The sequence below is a fragment of the Nocardia sputorum genome, from assembly GCF_027924405.1.
Classification (GTDB): domain Bacteria; phylum Actinomycetota; class Actinomycetes; order Mycobacteriales; family Mycobacteriaceae; genus Nocardia; species Nocardia sputorum.
This window is the reverse complement of record NZ_AP026978.1, coordinates 5,521,905-5,536,146: the sequence shown is the minus strand read 5'-3', so window position 1 is coordinate 5,536,146 and position 14,242 is coordinate 5,521,905. Positions and strand designations below refer to the sequence as shown.

Genomic DNA, 14,242 nt, shown 5'->3' with positions numbered 1-14,242 from the left:
CAGGCTTTCAGCGCGGCGGATTCACGTGGGCGTCCATGGGACCCCCTTTGCTCGATCCCGCGTGGGCGGAACCGGCCGCGTGGTCCGCGATGAGCCGGCGCACGTCGTCCGAGCCCGGAAGCCGGAACTGCTCCATCAGCGTCAACGCGGACGACCAATACGCGCGTGCGGGTTTCGAACGTCCGAGCAGTGCCGCCGCGCTACCCAGACCGCGTAAGGCCCGTGCTTCCTCGATGCGGCTGCCGCAAGCCCGTGCCGTTCGCCGCGCCGCGCCGAACCGCGCCGACGCGTCGGCCGGATCGCTGCGCAGATGTAGCTCGCCGAGGCAGTTGAGCGCCATGCTCATGTCGAGGTCCAGACCGAGCGCGTCGAATTCGGCGATCGCGGGTTCGAGGTGCTCGGCGGCTTCCTCGGCCTGGTTCAGCGCGGCCAGCGAGCAGCCGATCTCACGCATCATGATGGCGGCGTTGCGGCGCATGCCGTGCCGCCGATAGACCGCCAGCGCGGCGCGTGCCTGCTCGACCGCCTCGCTGTACTGCCCGCGCAAGTAATGGATCCAGGCTTGGTGTCCCCGCGTATGACTGGCGCCGATGTCGTCGCCCAATTCGGTGAGCAGGGCCAGCGCGTGCCGATAGTGCCGGGAGGCGTCGTCGAGGTCGTGGCGCATGGCGAAGGCCAGACCGAGATTGTTGGAGGTGGTCGCCTCCCACCAGCGGTCGTGCGAGCGGCGAGCGCACTCGAGCGCGTCCTCATGGGTCGCTATCCAGGGGTCGCAGCGGCGGGTGTGGAAGAAGTAGCCGCGCAGGATGTGCGCCAGGTGGCATGCGTATTCGTCATGTCGATGCGCCCGGGCGGCACGGGCGAGGGCGACCAGGGTGGTCTCTTCGGCGTCGAGCCATTCCAGCGCAGCGGCGGGGTCGGTGAACCGCGCGGCGACCTCGTCGCCGATCTCTCCGGGCAGTGGCACCCGGTTGCGATGCGGTGCGATCAGCGCGTCGGCGGCGTCGGCGGTTCGGAGGTAGAGCGCGAGGACCCGCCGTAACGCCGCGCCGCGTTCGGCGTCGGAGAGTGCGGTGGCTTCGTCGGCGGACAACTCGCGCAGCAGATCGTGGATGCCGTAGCCCTCGCCGTCTCCGGCGACGAGAAGATGCCGGTCCCAGAGGGCGTCGAGCTGTTGCCTGCCCTGGCGTACGGATGTGCCCGCCAGCGCGGCGGCTACTTCGGGGGTGTACCGCCGGCCCGGGTGCACCGACAGCAGCCGGAACAAGTGGCGCTCCGATTCACCGAGTTCCGCCAGTGCCGTACGCAGAACCGTGGCGACACTGCGGTCCCCGTCGGAGAAGGTGTCGATGCCTTCGGCATGGGCGGTGAGATGCTCGAGCACGCCGCGGAACCCGAGGTGCGGTTTGCGGCGGTACATACTCGCCGCGATGTGAATGGCCAGGGGCAGATCGCCGCATCGTTCGACGATCTGCTCGACCTCCTCGACGGGGACAGGGTCGTCGTCGGGTACGGCGTTCGGCGTGGCGGTCTGCCGCAACAGGTCTCGGGCGTCGGCACGGGGCAGCGGATCCAGGTCGATATGGACCGCGGCATCGACGGAGGCGAGCCGATGGCGCGTGTTGACGATCACCGCGCAGCCGGCCTCGGACGGAAGCACGGACATGACCTGATCACTGTGCCGCACGTTGTCCAGCACCAGCAGGATGCGTTTGCCCCGGGTGCGCCCGCGATACAGTGCGGCCCGATCCGCGAGCCCCACCGGCATCGCCTTGGCGTCGACCCGCAGATGCCGCAGCAGCCATTCCAGCAGGTCCTCCGGGCGCGTCGGGCTGACACCGGTCGTGTCTCCGCCCAGATCGCGGTAGACGCATCCGTCCGTGAAGACGGGCATCAGCTGGTGGGCGGCGTGCAATGCGAGTGCGGTCTTGCCGACCCCGGCCATACCCCGAATCAGGCAGATCCGCGCGGAATTCCGGTGCGCCTCGTCCCCCGCGAGCACCGCGAGCATCTCGGCGAGCTGCGACGCGCGGCCGACGAGCCTGGGCGCGGGCGGCAAGCCCAGCTCGGCCAGTGACACGGGCTGTGCCGCGCTGTGCGCCTTCGGCGCGGGCGCTTGCGCGAGCAGGGCACCGCCGGTGGCCAGTTCGCGCTCACAGGAGGCGATGAAATTCGGGGAGACCGGTCGCTGTCCGGCCTCGATGCGGCTGATCACCGACTTGTCGCAATGAACGAGATTGCCGAGCTCGGCCTGCGACATGCCGCGAAACTCGCGCCACCGCCGGAGTTCCCGGCCGAAGGCTCGTCTGCTCGCGGCCGGGCCCGCTGCGTCGGCTGCCTCTCGCGGACCGCGGTGTGGCGGGTGGTTCGGCGGGGTTGCGGGTTGCGATCCGACCGCCATCACGCAACCCCTCCCTTATCGGATCAGCCGACTGGAAACTGGCAAACGCCAGGCGCATCAATTGTCGCGAACCGCGCTGCCGCAGCCAAGAGACGAAGGCGAGAGAACCGGTGCCCCAGATAATGACCATTCGCCGTCGGCACGATACGACGACACGGGATGATACCGACGGCAACTATCAGAGCTTGTCGTGCCCTTCCCTCGTCCTGCCGCTCACGTCGGTGCTGCCGGAGCCCGCGACGGGCATCGTCCGGCCGCGCAATCCCGCGCTGTCGCCGGTCGCCGCGCGACTGCGCGCGCTCACGCGACGGCTGCGCGAGCAGATGCCCACTCCGTCCGCCGTCTCGGCGGAATTGGCCGCCGCCGGAGCCGAGCTGGGCGCGCTGATGCCGGCCGGCGTTCCGGTGGTCGCCCAGGTGGAGACCACATCCGAAGTCGAGGGAAGCATCGACTACGACCACTACTTCGGATTCGTGCGGGTGGCCGAATTGCCTCGCGACGTGCTGGCCGCGCAGATCGTGGTCACCGGCGCGGCGGTGCTGGCCGAGATGTCCACCGCCCCGATCGCCCTGGACGAGAGCATCAGCGCGCTCGACGCGATCGGCGAGATGCTGGGGTGGTGCGCGACCACGTCGGTGGCCGTGCGCGAGACGGCGTCCCGCGTCGCGGGCAAGCCGTTCGCCGATGCCTCCGTCGAGGTGCGAGCGGAATACCGCTGGATCATCGGGCATCACCTGTTCAACCTGTCGACTGTCTTCTGTCTCGCGGAGATTCAGCGTGCGCAAGCGCGTGCGGTGGCCGGGGACGACGGCGCGACCGCCGATGCCCTTCTGGCCGCCGCGCGCTACTTGCGGGCGACCACTGCCGCGATGTGGTTCGCCGGCGCCTTTCCCGCGGAGCTCTATCTGCGGCACGTCCGCCCCTCGATGGCCGTGCTCAGTGGACGCGAGACCGGCTTCTCCGGCACGCAGAACCTGGACTACCACCGGCTGCGCCGGGCGATCGATGGCTTGCGCATCGCGCTGGCCGCTACGCCGGTTCGCGAATCGACGGTGGTGCGGGCCGCGCACGCCGTATTCACCGAAATCGAGATCCAGGACGTCGAACACCACATCCTCATCGCGGCCGCCAAGGTCGGGGGAACCGAACCCTCGTTGCTCTCGCACGCGAATCGCGCCGAGCTGCCGAGTCACGTGGACTTGGTGCCCGCCGTGGAGGTGCTCCGTGACCTCGCCGAACAGCGCAGGGCGAACCGGGAGTACGAAGCGTGAACGCCTCCGGTGAGCCCCTCGAGTTCGATCCTGATTCCGTTCGCCGCGCACCTCGATCGGTCTGGCACGACACGTTCCAGGCGACCGTGAACGGACGCCAGTACGCCATCTTCCGTAGCGGCGGGAAGTCCTTCGCCGTCGCGCGGTTCTGCCCGCACAAGGGTGCCGACCTCGCCCGCCGCGGCCTGCCGGATTTCGGCCTCGGCGTCGTCACCTGCCTGGCCCATGCGCATGCCTACCGGCTCTCCGACGGCGGGTGCACGAGAGCCGATACCTGCGAGGTCCTCCCGGTATTCCCGGTGGACCCGACCCTGCCCACCGCAACAGATCTGGAGGAAACCACGTGAACACCGAGAATCCGACGCCGCACTTCCTCGGCAAGACCATCCGCTATGCCGTCGACGACGCCGTGTTCGAGCGGCATCCGTCCTACCGGGTCGGCGTCCTCGTCGCCCGCAACGTCCGCAACGGCGAGTCCCAGCCACCGCTGGTCGCGGCGTTGCAGCGAGCCTGCGCGGACCTGCGGGAATCCATCGATATCACCGCCGTCGCGGCCGATCACCGCATCCATCCCTGGCGAGAGGCATTCCGTGCCTTCGGAGCTCGGCCGAGCGACTTCCGGCCGTCGGTGGAGGCGCTGGCCCGCCGGGCGATCCGCGGCTCGCTGTCGTCCCTCGGCCGCCTCATCGACATCGGGACCGTCATCAGCCTGCGTCATCTCGTTCCCATCGGCGGCCATGCGCTCGACGACGTCGACGGCGACATCATGCTGCGTCTCGCGACCGGCGGCGAGACCTTCTCCGCCTTCGGTTCGACGTCCTCGGAGCGGCCGATCGCCGGGGAGGTGATCCTCGCCGAGGGCAACACGGTCCTCACGCGCCGCTGGGTGTGGCGGCAGTCGGAGCACACGGCGATCAAGCCGGATTCGCGGAATCTGCTCTACAACGTGGATGTCCTGCCGGATCTGCCGGACGTGGACGCGATGGCGATCGCGGTCGAACTGGCGAAACTGGTCGCCGAATACGCCGGCGGCCAGGTGGCGATCGATCTGCTCGACGCGACCCACAGATCGACCACGCTGACCTTCTGACCGTCGCCGTGGGAGGCGCCGGTATCGCGGTTCCGGCGTCAGCGGAACAGGGCCGGATCGCCCCACGCGAGAGCGGGCAACTTTGCGCGGCGGCCGCCGACGAGCATCGCGCCCGCCAGCATCGGGCCGGCCACGGTATCGGGCCGATACGCGAGGAGCCGCAACCGGAGGACGCCGGTCACTTCGTACCGGATGTGGCTCGGGTCGCCGTGCGTCGCCCGGACCTGCTTCTGCGGGTCGTCGTCGAGGAAGACCTGGAAGTAGCCGATCTGGCCTGCGTCCTCGGCATCATCGAGGACGCCGACCGTCGCCTCGAAGAAGCGGAATTCCCGGCCCAGGTTGTACTCGATCGCGCTGCGTGGATCACCGCAGAACATCGAGCAGCGGTGCACGATGCTGGCGCCGTAGTGTTCGCCGTTCAAGTCCGCGCTGCCGAAATAGAGGTCGGGCCCGCGGGTGACCGGCTGCAGGGCGGCGGTGAGCAGTCGCTTCCTCGGGGGAGACGAGGTGGTGGTGGTGGACGCGCTCGGTGCCCGCGTCCGGCTCGCGAAAGGCGAGCCGACGAACCGGGCGCGCGGCGGCATCGGGTGCTTCGGTATTCCGGTGAACGCGATCAGCAGATCGGCGATGCCCTCGAGCGTGAACTCGTCCACTTCGTATCGAGTGGTCGAATGCGCGGCCAGAAAGGTGGGAATTTCCTCCACGGATCGTCCCGGCAACACCACCGGGAGCACGCGCCTGGTTTCTTTCCGTAAGTTCCTGGTGAGATTGTCCCGGATGATAGCGGCCTCGAACTGGGCTCCGCGCCCTTCGTCGGCCGGTGCCGCGCCGTCCGCGCGACGTTTGTATTCGGGTGAGGCGATGATCAGAATGAAGTCGGCTCCGGTGAGCTGGTCGATGGCCCACAGTGACCAATCGCGCCGCCCGTCGTCATACCAGACGTCCAGGTGTGCGTCCACGCCGGCCGTTTCGCGGAGGAATGTGCAGAACTGTCGCACCGACTCTTTGTGCTCGTCCGAATCGTGTGAATAGGAAACGAACACCCGGGGTGCGGCCGGGTCGCCGTCGGGCGCGGTATCGACCGCCTGGCCGTCCGTGCTCATCCGAGCACCTCCTCATCGAAGTTCCTGCGCGCGACCCGAACTCGTGCCCGCGGAATCGCGGCCCGGCGATAGGGCGTGTCCGCGCTCGACGAGAATAACTCGGGACGGCCGTGCCCGGCGGCGCCGGGGCGGTATTTCCACGCAGACCATACCCCGGAAATAAACAGACCGCTCCGGATGTGCTTCGTCTAGCGAATTTTTTGCCGGAAAGGGGCGACAAAGGCGGGTCGATACCCGGGTGACCACGTGGAACACAATCGACTTCGAAGCGGTATCCATCGTTTGTTCAGAAATCTAAAAATGCGAAATGATGAGGATCGGTCCGCGTCGCTCTATGATTTGCCCCGGCGAGCGCTTTTCGGCTGCTCCCCGTTCAGTCGACAAAGCTGGAGTCTTCGTGAACTTCGTCAAAGAAAAGCCCGTGTGGGTTGCCGTATTCGGTGTCGTCGCCCTCGTGGTAGTCGGGCTCGCCAATCTCGACGGCGCGTTGTCGTTCGTCGACCGGATCCGCGGTGATGAACCGTCCGCGCTGCCACCGGCCACCACGACAACGCCTCGGGTGCCCGCGATCGCACCATCGGCGACGAATACCCCGCAGCCCACGTCGACCACGTCGTCGGCCGCGGCGACCTCGACCTCCACCGTCCGGCCGTCCCCGTCGGCGACGTCGGCCGCCTTTGCTCCCTCCAGCGACGGGTGGTACGACTTGGTGGAGTATCAATCGGTCAGCTGGGCGAACGGATTCGACCCGGTCGATCCCATCCGGATCGGCGCAATGTCCTTTCCGAGCAGCATCGTGGGGTACTACCCTTCCAGCGCTTCCGATCCGATGAATCGGGCCACGTGGACGATCGGCGGGCAGTGCGATCGGTTCTCGGTCTGGATCGGCAAGGATTCTGATTCACCGTCGTCCACCGGGGTCGGGCGATTCGTCGTGCGGGTCGACGACCAGGACGCGTTCACCACCGAGAAGTCGATGACCGATCCGGCCGAAGAAGTGAATCTCGACATCTCGGGGAAGATCCGCCTGACCCTGTTCGACGCTCGGCGCTCGCAGGACGCGAAGAACGCGTGGGGCCGTCCGCGGGTCCATTGCTCCGCACCGCCCGGGCGGAAACGCTAGTTCGTCCCGGCGCGGACGTTCGCCACCCGTCTCAGAGGTAGGGGAAGCAGTCGATATCGCGGTGCGTGAAGCACGGCTGCTCGACCGGTCGCAGCCAGCGGGCAGGGACTCGGAGTGGTTCCACCTCGGGCAGGCGCACCGGCCGGTCCTCGCCGTCGAACAAGGTCCCGCGCACTCGGAACATACCGACCGGCAAACCGAGATCCTGGGCTTGTTCGGGGGTCAGCACCACCGCGATGCGCGAGTTCGCGGTGATCCGCAAGCCTTCGACGGTGATCGGATCGCTGGTGTGATCGATGCCGGTGACGGTGAGCCGGAACCGGCCGCCGCGCAGCCAGGACCATGCCCAAGTGAGGGAGCCCGGCTGGTCGCAGTCGGGGTACCGACTGCGTGGCAGGCGCTGCGGGACCAGCACCATATAGGTGCACCCGACCTCGATATCGCGGGTCCGCATACCTTTCAGCGTGACCGCGGCACCGGCTCCTCGCAAGAAAACCGGCAAATCATGCGTGCTACCTCGGGGCGGAGCCGAAGGTCGCTTTGCCGCCGATCCGTCCGAGGGCGGAGTTCCGCAGGTGCGATCGGGCCGCCTTCCATCGGCTCAGCACGGGAGCGAGGGGGCGCGGGTCGACGCCGTCGAGAACCTCGGTGAGCAGGCGGATGGGCTCGGCGCACGAGTCGTAGCGCTCACCGGGGTCCTTCGCGAGCGACCGATGCAGGATCACGTCGACTTCGGGCGGGATCCAGCGGTGGCGGGCGGCCAGCCGAGGGGGCGGTTCGTGCAGCTGCGCCTCGGCGGTGGCCATGAGGTTCGCCCGGGAGAACGGCGTGTGGCCGGTGAGCAACTCGACGGCCGAACAAGCCAGCGCGTACTGGTCGGTCGCGGGGGACACCGTGTCCGCAAGCAGCAGTTCCGGCGCGGCGTAGGGCACGGACACGACGACGAACCCGTGGCTGGCCAACGGCGGCTCGGGCCGGTGCAACCATCGGGCCGAATCGAAATCGGAGATCTTCACCGTCGCCGGTTCGTCCGTGCCGACCAGAACGTTCGCCGGTTTCACGTCGAGATGGACCACTCCGTTGGCGTGCGCGAAGTCCAACCCCGCCGCGACGTGGGTCAGCACGTGGAGCACCTGCCGCAGGTCCGGGCGCCGACGCGGCGACGGCACCAAGGTCGACACCGTCGCGCCTGCCACGTACTCGTGGGCCGACCACAACCTGCCGTCGGTTTCGCCGTGCGTGTACATCCGCACGATGTCGGGGTGCCGCAGCGCCGACAAGATGTCGAACTCGTGCACGAATCGAGCGCGGGCCTCGGGCGACCGGCTGTCCTCCGGTCCCAGGATCTTCAGCGACACCGGTCGCGACCACTCCGGGTCCTCGGCCAGGTACACCTCGCTGCTGCCCCCGTGTCCCAGCCGGGCTCGCACGACGAATCCCGCAAACTGGTCACCTGGTTCGAGCGGCACCGCCCCACCATAGTGCGCCGACCTCGGCCGTACGCCGCTGTTCGCTTTCGTTGTGCCCAACGGCACTGCGTCGTCGGGGGAGTTACCGGATGGCGCCCGCCGTTCGATGACGGGCAGCCCGTCGGCCTGACGGTCGTGACCCGTCAGGCCGGCGGGCGGAATCGGTCGAGCGTCAGACGAGGGTGACCTTCAAGGTGTAACCGGCCGCCCCGCCGTCGGCGGAGGAGACGACGATCTGGTAGTCGTTGCCGTCGGCGACGAGGTCGGCGTGCGGAACCTCGTTCGCGACCTGCGGCCCGATCAGCGGAGCCACCGAGACGCGGGCGTTGCCGCTCACGTCGAAGCTCAGGCGCTGTCCCGGCGCCGTGGCGATGGAGTAGCTGTCGGACTTGCCCTGCGCGACGTTGCCGGTGGCTTCGGTGCTGTTCTGGCCCGGAGCGATCTGCAGGCGTTGCACCACGCCGGGAACCCCGGGAATGCCGGGTGCGGCCTGGGCCGTCGAGACCCCTCCGGCCGCGGTGAAGCTGACGACGGCGAGCACCGCGGGCACGGTACCCACCAACGAACGAAACAGTCGAGATGCGGTCATGGGCATCATCTTTCCTCAGCACGCCCGCGAGAACGCATGCGGCTGCGAAAAACCGGTGGGCGCGTCCGCTGCTCGCGTCGTCTTCGGCGACGAATTCTGTCGGTGCCTCGTGCCAAACTGACGATGTAGTCGCCTGGCCAGAGGAGAACGAAGTGGCCGCCATTGATGACCGCCCCGAGGTGAGACTGGTCGCGCATTGCCGTCGTTGTCACGGTTGGCTGCTGTCCCCGCAATCGGTCGCGGAGGGGATCGGACCGACGTGCGCGATTCGGGAGCGCGCGGAGCTGCGCGCCGAATCCGCACGGCAGCCGCGCGAGTTGACCTTGTTCGACGTCGCGGCGTGAACCGACTGCTGCGGTGAATCAGGTTGTCGCCACGAGGATCTGCTCTGATTCGGCCGGGCGCAGGCCGTCGGTGCGCTCGGCGAAGTAGCGGGCGGTCAGCTCGGCGGAGGAGATGTGCCGGGTGGCGGCGAACCCGGCGTCTCGGGCCAGCCGCACCATTTCGCCGGGCCGGAAGAAGCTGAGGAACGGCGTGCCGGATCGGCGGGCGCCCTCTTCGGCGAACCGGCGCATGCGCTGCTCATCGTGGTCGACGAGTTCGAGCGGCAGCAGGAACGTGGTGGCCAGGGTGGAGCCCGGCGCGAGTGTCGACAGTCGCCGCAGCGTCGCGATGTTCGCCTCGCGGGTCAGGTACATCGAGACACCGGCGGAGGCGACCAACGCCGGGCGAGTGGGGTCGAACCCTGCTTCGATCAGCCGCTGCCACCATGCGTCCACCTCGAAGTCGACCGGCACCAACCGCAGCCACGGCGGTATGCCGAACCCGAGTTCGGTGAGCCGCCGCCGTTTCCATGCCTGCGGGTCGGGCTGATCGACCTCGAAAATGGTGAATCGAGCGGCGAACTCGGGCCTGCGCTGCGCGAAGGTGTCCAGCCCAGCGCCGAGTACGACGTACTGATCCACGCCGCGCTCGGCCTGGTCGGCGAGGAGATCCTCGAGAAACCGTGCGCGTGCGACTATTCCGGCGCGCATCGGTGCGGTGCTGCGCGGCTCCATGTCCGGGCGCTCCCGCCAGCCGTCCTCCGGCGCGGCCAGGCGCAGGCCGACGTGGTCGTCGAACACGTGCGGGGGCGCGTCGTCCAGGACGTGCATCGCGCGCCACAGTGCTACCCGGACCGCGGTGCTGTCCGGGGCGATGGTCTCGTGTGCCACTGCTTACTCCTTGCCCGGTGCCTGCAGGCTCCACGTCCGTCCGTCCGGGTCTCGGACGGTCATCTCCTGGGTCCCGTAATGGGTCGGCTCGAAGCCGGTGACGATCTCGACGCCCGCGCCCGGACGTTCCTCGGCGCTCGCCACCTTCAGCACCAGCCGGCTGCGTGCGGGCTGCGTCGCCGGGACCTCGGCGACGAAGACATAGGGGCCGTCGCCGTTGCGGAACTGGCCGGAGTGGTGGTCGGTCTCGAACTCGACCGTGAATCCCAATCCCTGCAGGAACTTCGCCATCCGGCCCCAGTTATGGGTCTCCAGGAACACGGCCTCGATGCCCTCGGTGGTCATTGTCGATCCTCTCCTGACGGTGGGTTCGGTTGGTCGTCCAGGTAGGCGCGCAGCGCGGCGGTCACCAGCGCCGACAACGACATCTCCGACTCGATCGCCCGAAATTTGACCTGCTTGATCAGTTCGATCGGCAGGTAGACGTTGAACTGCTTGACTTCCTCGCCCACCGGGCAATGCTAGCAAGTTAGCATGCTAGCCACCAGGGTCTCACTGTGAGCGACCGGCCGGACTCGGTACGTAGGGGGAAAGGGAAGGGACCAGCTTCCACAACTAATTGTTGTGTCCCGCGGTTGATCCGTTGTTGGTGTCCGCGCCCACCGATCGGCTTCAATCCCCTGACCACACAACGTGGTTCAGGCGGGAGAGCAGGTGTCGGATATGTGCGGTGCGAACCTCGGAAGGTCGTTCGGATGGTTGTGGGCGGCCTACGCCGTCAGCGCCTACGGGACCGGGCTCGGGTTCGGAGCGTTCACGGTCGTCGCCATCACGGTGCTGAACGCAGGCTCGGCGCAGGTGGCGGTGCTGTCGTCCGCCGGGCTGGCGATCGGGGCGCTGCTGGCGGTTCCGCTCGGGCCGTGGATGGAGTTCCGGGCCAAGCGGCCGATCATGATCGCCATGGACGTCGTCCGGTTCGCGGCACTGGCGTCCGTACCGCTCGGCTACTGGCTGGGTGTGCTGACCTTCGCGCAGCTTCTGCTGGTCGCCATCGTCACCGCGGCGGCGAAGATCGCGTTCACCGCCGCCAGTGGCGCCTACCTGAAAACCGTCGTCCCCGCCGAACGGCTGCTACTGGCCACCAGCCGATTCGAGTCCACCACCTGGTCGGCCACCGTCGTCGGACCGCCCGTGGGCGGCGCCGCTATCGGGCTGCTGGGGCCGGTGGCGACCGTTGCCGTGGACGCTGCGAGCTACCTCCTCTCGGCGCTCGCCCTGACCGTCATCCGGGAGCCCGAGCGGCTCCCGAATCCGCCGACCACCCGGACGCGCCGGTGGGGCGACATCGTCGAGGGATGGCGCTACATCCTGACCCACCACACGCTGCGGCGACTGTTCTTCAACACCGTCCTGGTCAACGGCCTGATCATGGCCGCGGAGCCGCTGCTGTCGGTGCTGATGCTCGCGGAGCTGCGGTTCCCGGTCTGGGAGTACGGGCTGGCGTTCGCGGTTCCCTGTATCGGCGGCCTCATCGGGTCGCGACTCGCCCGACGGGTCGTCTCCCGCTACGGCGAGCAGGCGGTGCTGCGCGTCTGTGGCACGCTCCGAGTCTGCTGGCCCCTCGGCCTCGCGTTCGTCCAGCCGGGCGTGACCGGGCTCGTGATCGTGATGGTCGCCGAATTCGGGCTGATCCTCTGCGTGAGCCTCTTCAATTCCGTCTTCGCCGCCTACCGGTTGCGCAACACCGATGCCGACCGCCACGCCCGGGTGCTCGCCGCCTGGTCGATCACCAGCTCCATCGGCATCGCCGTACTCACCGTGTCGTGGGGCCTCCTGGCCCAACTCACCGGCCCGCGTGGGTCGATCGCCCTGGCCGGGCTCCTGCTCCTCGCCACGCCGCTCCTGCTGCCGCGGCGTCCCGCCGAGCGCTCATCCGGCTTGCGGGAGGGCAGCGGGATCGTCCAGCGCACTGATGAGCGGGGTCAGTCGCCGCAACTCCTCCAGATGCGTGGCGCCGAGGAGGGCTAGCGTTTCCTTGCCCGCCTCGGTGAGCGTGAGATGGACGACGCGGCGGTCGTTGCCCTGCCCACGCGTGCGGGCGACGAGGCCGAGCTGCTCGGTGCGATCGATCAGTTGCACCACGCTGTGGTGGCGGGCGCACAGGTATCCGGCGATCTCTCCGACGCTGGGCCCGTCCGGACCCGCGTGCCCTCGGATCGCCAGCAGCAGCTGATGCTGGGTGTCGGTGAGCCCGACTTCGGCTGCCCGGCGCTCACTCCAGCGCAGGTGCTGCCGAAGCCCGCTCCGGAGCGCCAGCAGCCGCGCGTACTCCTGGTCGGTGGGGTGGGCAGGCGAGGGCATCGACCCTTCCATCATGGGGTGATAGTATCACGGCATGATATACGAGTGAGTGGCGACTACCCGGGCCGTGTTCCGCGACCGAGCGCAGGCCGTCCGGCTCGAGAGCCTCGATTCGCCACTACGTCCGAAGGTGGTGGAGAACATGAGTAGTGAAACCATGATGAGTCGGCATCCCGACATCGTGGAGTTGCGGGAGAAGTACGAGCGCGCTTCGGAAGCGCCGGACGCGCAGGCGGTCACCGGGCTGCTGTTCTTGACCGGGCTATATATCGCGATCTCGCCGTGGGTTGTCGGGTTCAACGGGTTCTCGACCTTGACCGTCAACAATCTCGTCTGCGGTATCGCTTTGGCGATGCTGGCCCTGGGATTCGCCTCGGTGTACGGGCGGACGCACGGCATCGTCTGGGCCGCGCCACTGATCGGCCTCTGGTTGATCGTGTCCCCGTGGGTGGTCAGCGGGAACGTCGACACCACATCGACGATCTGGAACAACGTCGTCGCCGGCGCGCTCGCGCTGCTGCTGGGCCTGGGCTCGATGGTCCTCGGGATGAGCCGCACCGGGCGGCTCACCGGCGAGGCGCCTCGCGCGGACGACACTCGGATCCGGCGACCGTCCGGACTGGGGCCGGAATCTTCCACGCGGTGAGAGGAAGTCGTACCGGCATCGGCCGGGCGTGGCGTGCAGCCGCTCGCCCGGCCGATGAAGCCCTGACCGGGCGCGGCGATGTGCAAGGACGCGGCGACCGGCACGGCGAACGAAATCGCCCGTAACCGAAAGTTCCTATATCGGGACGCCGTTCGCTCCCGCTAAGATGAGCGACGCTCAGTTTTGGTTGCGGGGCGGGAGGTGTGGTGCCGCCGAAGGCTGTCGGCCAACGTCGTCGTCCGACTCAGGAGCGGGCGAAGGCGACGAGGGAGCACATTCTGGATACGGCCGCGCGGTTGTTCGGGGAGCGCGGTATCGCCAACACCTCGACGAACCGGATCGCGGCGGAGGCCGGTGTCAGCATCGGCACGGTCTACCGGTACTTCGCGGATCGGGCGGTTCTGGTGGACGAGCTGCTCGAGCGGTTGCTCGAAACGGTGGAGCGGCGCTTCACCCAGCGCGTGTTCGACCTGTCGGGCAAACCCGTCCCGCGGATCGTCACCGACATCCTGGAGGTCATCAGCGAGGAGTTGGTGGCCAATGCGAAGTTGGTGCGCGCGCTGGTCGCGGGCGTGCACTTCTACAGCAGCGGGATCCCCGAGTTCGAGCCGCGGCTTCGCCTGCTGGTCAAGGTGTTGCTGATCCAGGTGCTCGGTCCGGGCGACGATCACCGCTACGACGTGATGACGTTCGTCATCATCAACACCGGCTTCGCGGCAGTGCTGCGCGCGTCGGCAATCGAGGTAGACAGTGGTGCGCGCAGGGAGGCGATCGAGATGACCGGGCGCATGATCGGGGCATGGATGGAGGCCGAGGTAGGCGCCGCGGCCGTGTGAAGTGCCCGCGGCAAAAGTGAGCACCTGACCATGTATGTGGGGGCGGGAGCTTTCCGAATCGGCGAGCAGCTCACTATCTTTCCTGGTCCGAGCCCTTTCTCGCGGGCGTACGGAGGGTGTCCGAAGGGGAGTAGCAGCT

17 protein-coding genes are annotated in these 14,242 nt (G+C 68.2%); 8 read left to right on the top strand and 9 right to left on the bottom strand.

Features of this window, described 5'->3' with window-relative positions; genetic code table 11:
- Positions 1 to 7: 7 nt before the first annotated feature.
- Complete coding sequence (locus tag QMG86_RS24935) at positions 8 to 2,260, bottom strand: helix-turn-helix domain-containing protein (protein WP_281875093.1); 2,253 nt, start codon at positions 2,258 to 2,260, stop codon at positions 8 to 10.
- A gap of 326 nt (positions 2,261 to 2,586) precedes the next feature.
- Between QMG86_RS24935 and QMG86_RS24930 the strand changes: the two genes are divergently transcribed.
- Genes QMG86_RS24930 through QMG86_RS24920 form a run of 3 tightly spaced genes read left to right on the top strand, consistent with a single transcriptional unit; the run spans position 2,587 to position 4,762 of the window.
- Positions 2,587 to 3,672 carry a 3-methyl-L-tyrosine peroxygenase-related protein gene (locus QMG86_RS24930; protein ID WP_281875092.1) on the top strand — a complete coding sequence of 362 codons (1,086 nt, stop codon included), beginning with the start codon at positions 2,587 to 2,589 and terminating at the stop codon, positions 3,670 to 3,672.
- Positions 3,669 to 4,019, top strand: coding sequence for a Rieske (2Fe-2S) protein (locus tag QMG86_RS24925; RefSeq protein ID WP_281875091.1), 351 nt, complete (start codon positions 3,669 to 3,671; stop codon positions 4,017 to 4,019). The genes QMG86_RS24930 and QMG86_RS24925 overlap by 4 nt, the downstream gene beginning before the upstream one ends.
- Positions 4,016 to 4,762, top strand: coding sequence for a B3/B4 domain-containing protein (locus QMG86_RS24920; protein WP_281875090.1), 747 nt, complete (start codon positions 4,016 to 4,018; stop codon positions 4,760 to 4,762). The genes QMG86_RS24925 and QMG86_RS24920 overlap by 4 nt, the downstream gene beginning before the upstream one ends.
- A 38-nt stretch (positions 4,763 to 4,800) precedes the next feature.
- On the opposite strand, the gene QMG86_RS24915 is transcribed toward QMG86_RS24920, so the two are convergent.
- On the bottom strand, positions 4,801 to 5,865 hold the full coding sequence (locus QMG86_RS24915; protein WP_281875089.1) for an SEFIR domain-containing protein: 1,065 nt from the start codon (positions 5,863 to 5,865) through the stop codon (positions 4,801 to 4,803).
- 397 nt (positions 5,866 to 6,262) lie between these two features.
- Between QMG86_RS24915 and QMG86_RS24910 the strand changes: the two genes are divergently transcribed.
- Positions 6,263 to 6,988 (top strand): NPCBM/NEW2 domain-containing protein, encoded by a 726-nt coding sequence (locus tag QMG86_RS24910; RefSeq protein WP_281875088.1) that lies wholly within the window; start codon positions 6,263 to 6,265, stop codon positions 6,986 to 6,988.
- Positions 6,989 to 7,019: 31 nt separating this feature from the next.
- Here QMG86_RS24910 and QMG86_RS24905 read toward each other — a convergent pair whose 3' ends face one another.
- From QMG86_RS24905 to QMG86_RS24895, 3 genes are all read right to left on the bottom strand, one after another.
- Positions 7,020 to 7,442: a hypothetical protein gene (locus tag QMG86_RS24905; protein ID WP_281875087.1), complete on the bottom strand. Its 423-nt coding sequence runs from the start codon at positions 7,440 to 7,442 to the stop codon at positions 7,020 to 7,022.
- A gap of 58 nt (positions 7,443 to 7,500) precedes the next feature.
- Positions 7,501 to 8,457 carry a serine/threonine-protein kinase gene (locus QMG86_RS24900; protein ID WP_281875086.1) on the bottom strand — a complete coding sequence of 319 codons (957 nt, stop codon included), beginning with the start codon at positions 8,455 to 8,457 and terminating at the stop codon, positions 7,501 to 7,503.
- A gap of 172 nt (positions 8,458 to 8,629) precedes the next feature.
- Positions 8,630 to 9,046: a hypothetical protein gene (locus tag QMG86_RS24895; RefSeq protein WP_281875085.1), complete on the bottom strand. Its 417-nt coding sequence runs from the start codon at positions 9,044 to 9,046 to the stop codon at positions 8,630 to 8,632.
- Between the two features lie 152 nt (positions 9,047 to 9,198).
- Between QMG86_RS24895 and QMG86_RS24890 the strand changes: the two genes are divergently transcribed.
- Complete coding sequence (locus QMG86_RS24890) at positions 9,199 to 9,390, top strand: DUF6011 domain-containing protein (protein WP_281875084.1); 192 nt, start codon at positions 9,199 to 9,201, stop codon at positions 9,388 to 9,390.
- An 18-nt stretch (positions 9,391 to 9,408) separates the two neighbouring features.
- Here the strand turns inward: QMG86_RS24890 and QMG86_RS24885 are convergent, their stop codons facing one another.
- From QMG86_RS24885 to QMG86_RS24875, 3 genes are all read right to left on the bottom strand, one after another.
- The gene (locus QMG86_RS24885) at positions 9,409 to 10,200 is read right to left on the bottom strand and encodes a class I SAM-dependent methyltransferase (RefSeq protein ID WP_281881116.1); all 792 of its coding nucleotides are present in this window, start codon (positions 10,198 to 10,200) and stop codon (positions 9,409 to 9,411) included.
- Between the two features lie 63 nt (positions 10,201 to 10,263).
- Positions 10,264 to 10,605, bottom strand: a complete 342-nt coding sequence (locus QMG86_RS24880; RefSeq protein ID WP_281875083.1) for a VOC family protein — start codon at positions 10,603 to 10,605, stop codon at positions 10,264 to 10,266.
- On the bottom strand, positions 10,602 to 10,772 hold the full coding sequence (locus QMG86_RS24875; RefSeq protein ID WP_281875082.1) for a CopG family transcriptional regulator: 171 nt from the start codon (positions 10,770 to 10,772) through the stop codon (positions 10,602 to 10,604). Before QMG86_RS24875 ends, QMG86_RS24880 begins: the two co-directional genes overlap by 4 nt.
- A 211-nt stretch (positions 10,773 to 10,983) precedes the next feature.
- Between QMG86_RS24875 and QMG86_RS24870 the strand changes: the two genes are divergently transcribed.
- On the top strand, positions 10,984 to 12,288 hold the full coding sequence (locus QMG86_RS24870) for an MFS transporter (protein ID WP_281875081.1): 1,305 nt from the start codon (positions 10,984 to 10,986) through the stop codon (positions 12,286 to 12,288).
- On the opposite strand, the gene QMG86_RS24865 is transcribed toward QMG86_RS24870, so the two are convergent.
- The gene (locus QMG86_RS24865; protein WP_281875080.1) at positions 12,190 to 12,636 is read right to left on the bottom strand and encodes a MarR family winged helix-turn-helix transcriptional regulator; all 447 of its coding nucleotides are present in this window, start codon (positions 12,634 to 12,636) and stop codon (positions 12,190 to 12,192) included. The genes QMG86_RS24870 and QMG86_RS24865 overlap by 99 nt on opposite strands.
- A gap of 127 nt (positions 12,637 to 12,763) precedes the next feature.
- Between QMG86_RS24865 and QMG86_RS24860 the strand changes: the two genes are divergently transcribed.
- Together QMG86_RS24860 and QMG86_RS24855 are read left to right on the top strand one after the other, a co-directional pair.
- Entirely contained in the window at positions 12,764 to 13,267 is a 504-nt protein-coding gene (locus tag QMG86_RS24860) for an SPW repeat protein (RefSeq protein ID WP_281875079.1), read from the top strand.
- A 206-nt stretch (positions 13,268 to 13,473) separates the two neighbouring features.
- Positions 13,474 to 14,103: a TetR/AcrR family transcriptional regulator gene (locus tag QMG86_RS24855; protein WP_281875078.1), complete on the top strand. Its 630-nt coding sequence runs from the start codon at positions 13,474 to 13,476 to the stop codon at positions 14,101 to 14,103.
- Positions 14,104 to 14,242 lie beyond the last annotated feature (139 nt).

Coding starts and splice junctions, on each gene's coding strand:
- QMG86_RS24895 (WP_281875085.1), bottom strand. CDS start 9,046: ATGACCGCATCTCGACTGTTTCGTTCGTTGGTGGGTACCGTGCCCGCG.
- QMG86_RS24870 (WP_281875081.1), top strand. CDS start 10,984: ATGTGCGGTGCGAACCTCGGAAGGTCGTTCGGATGGTTGTGGGCGGCC.
- QMG86_RS24880 (WP_281875083.1), bottom strand. CDS start 10,605: ATGACCACCGAGGGCATCGAGGCCGTGTTCCTGGAGACCCATAACTGG.
- QMG86_RS24885 (WP_281881116.1), bottom strand. CDS start 10,200: ATGCACGTCCTGGACGACGCGCCCCCGCACGTGTTCGACGACCACGTC.
- QMG86_RS24905 (WP_281875087.1), bottom strand. CDS start 7,442: ATGCGGACCCGCGATATCGAGGTCGGGTGCACCTATATGGTGCTGGTC.
- QMG86_RS24915 (WP_281875089.1), bottom strand. CDS start 5,865: ATGAGCACGGACGGCCAGGCGGTCGATACCGCGCCCGACGGCGACCCG.
- QMG86_RS24935 (WP_281875093.1), bottom strand. CDS start 2,260: ATGTCGCAGGCCGAGCTCGGCAATCTCGTTCATTGCGACAAGTCGGTG.
- QMG86_RS24865 (WP_281875080.1), bottom strand. CDS start 12,636: ATGATGGAAGGGTCGATGCCCTCGCCTGCCCACCCCACCGACCAGGAG.
- QMG86_RS24860 (WP_281875079.1), top strand. CDS start 12,764: ATGAGTAGTGAAACCATGATGAGTCGGCATCCCGACATCGTGGAGTTG.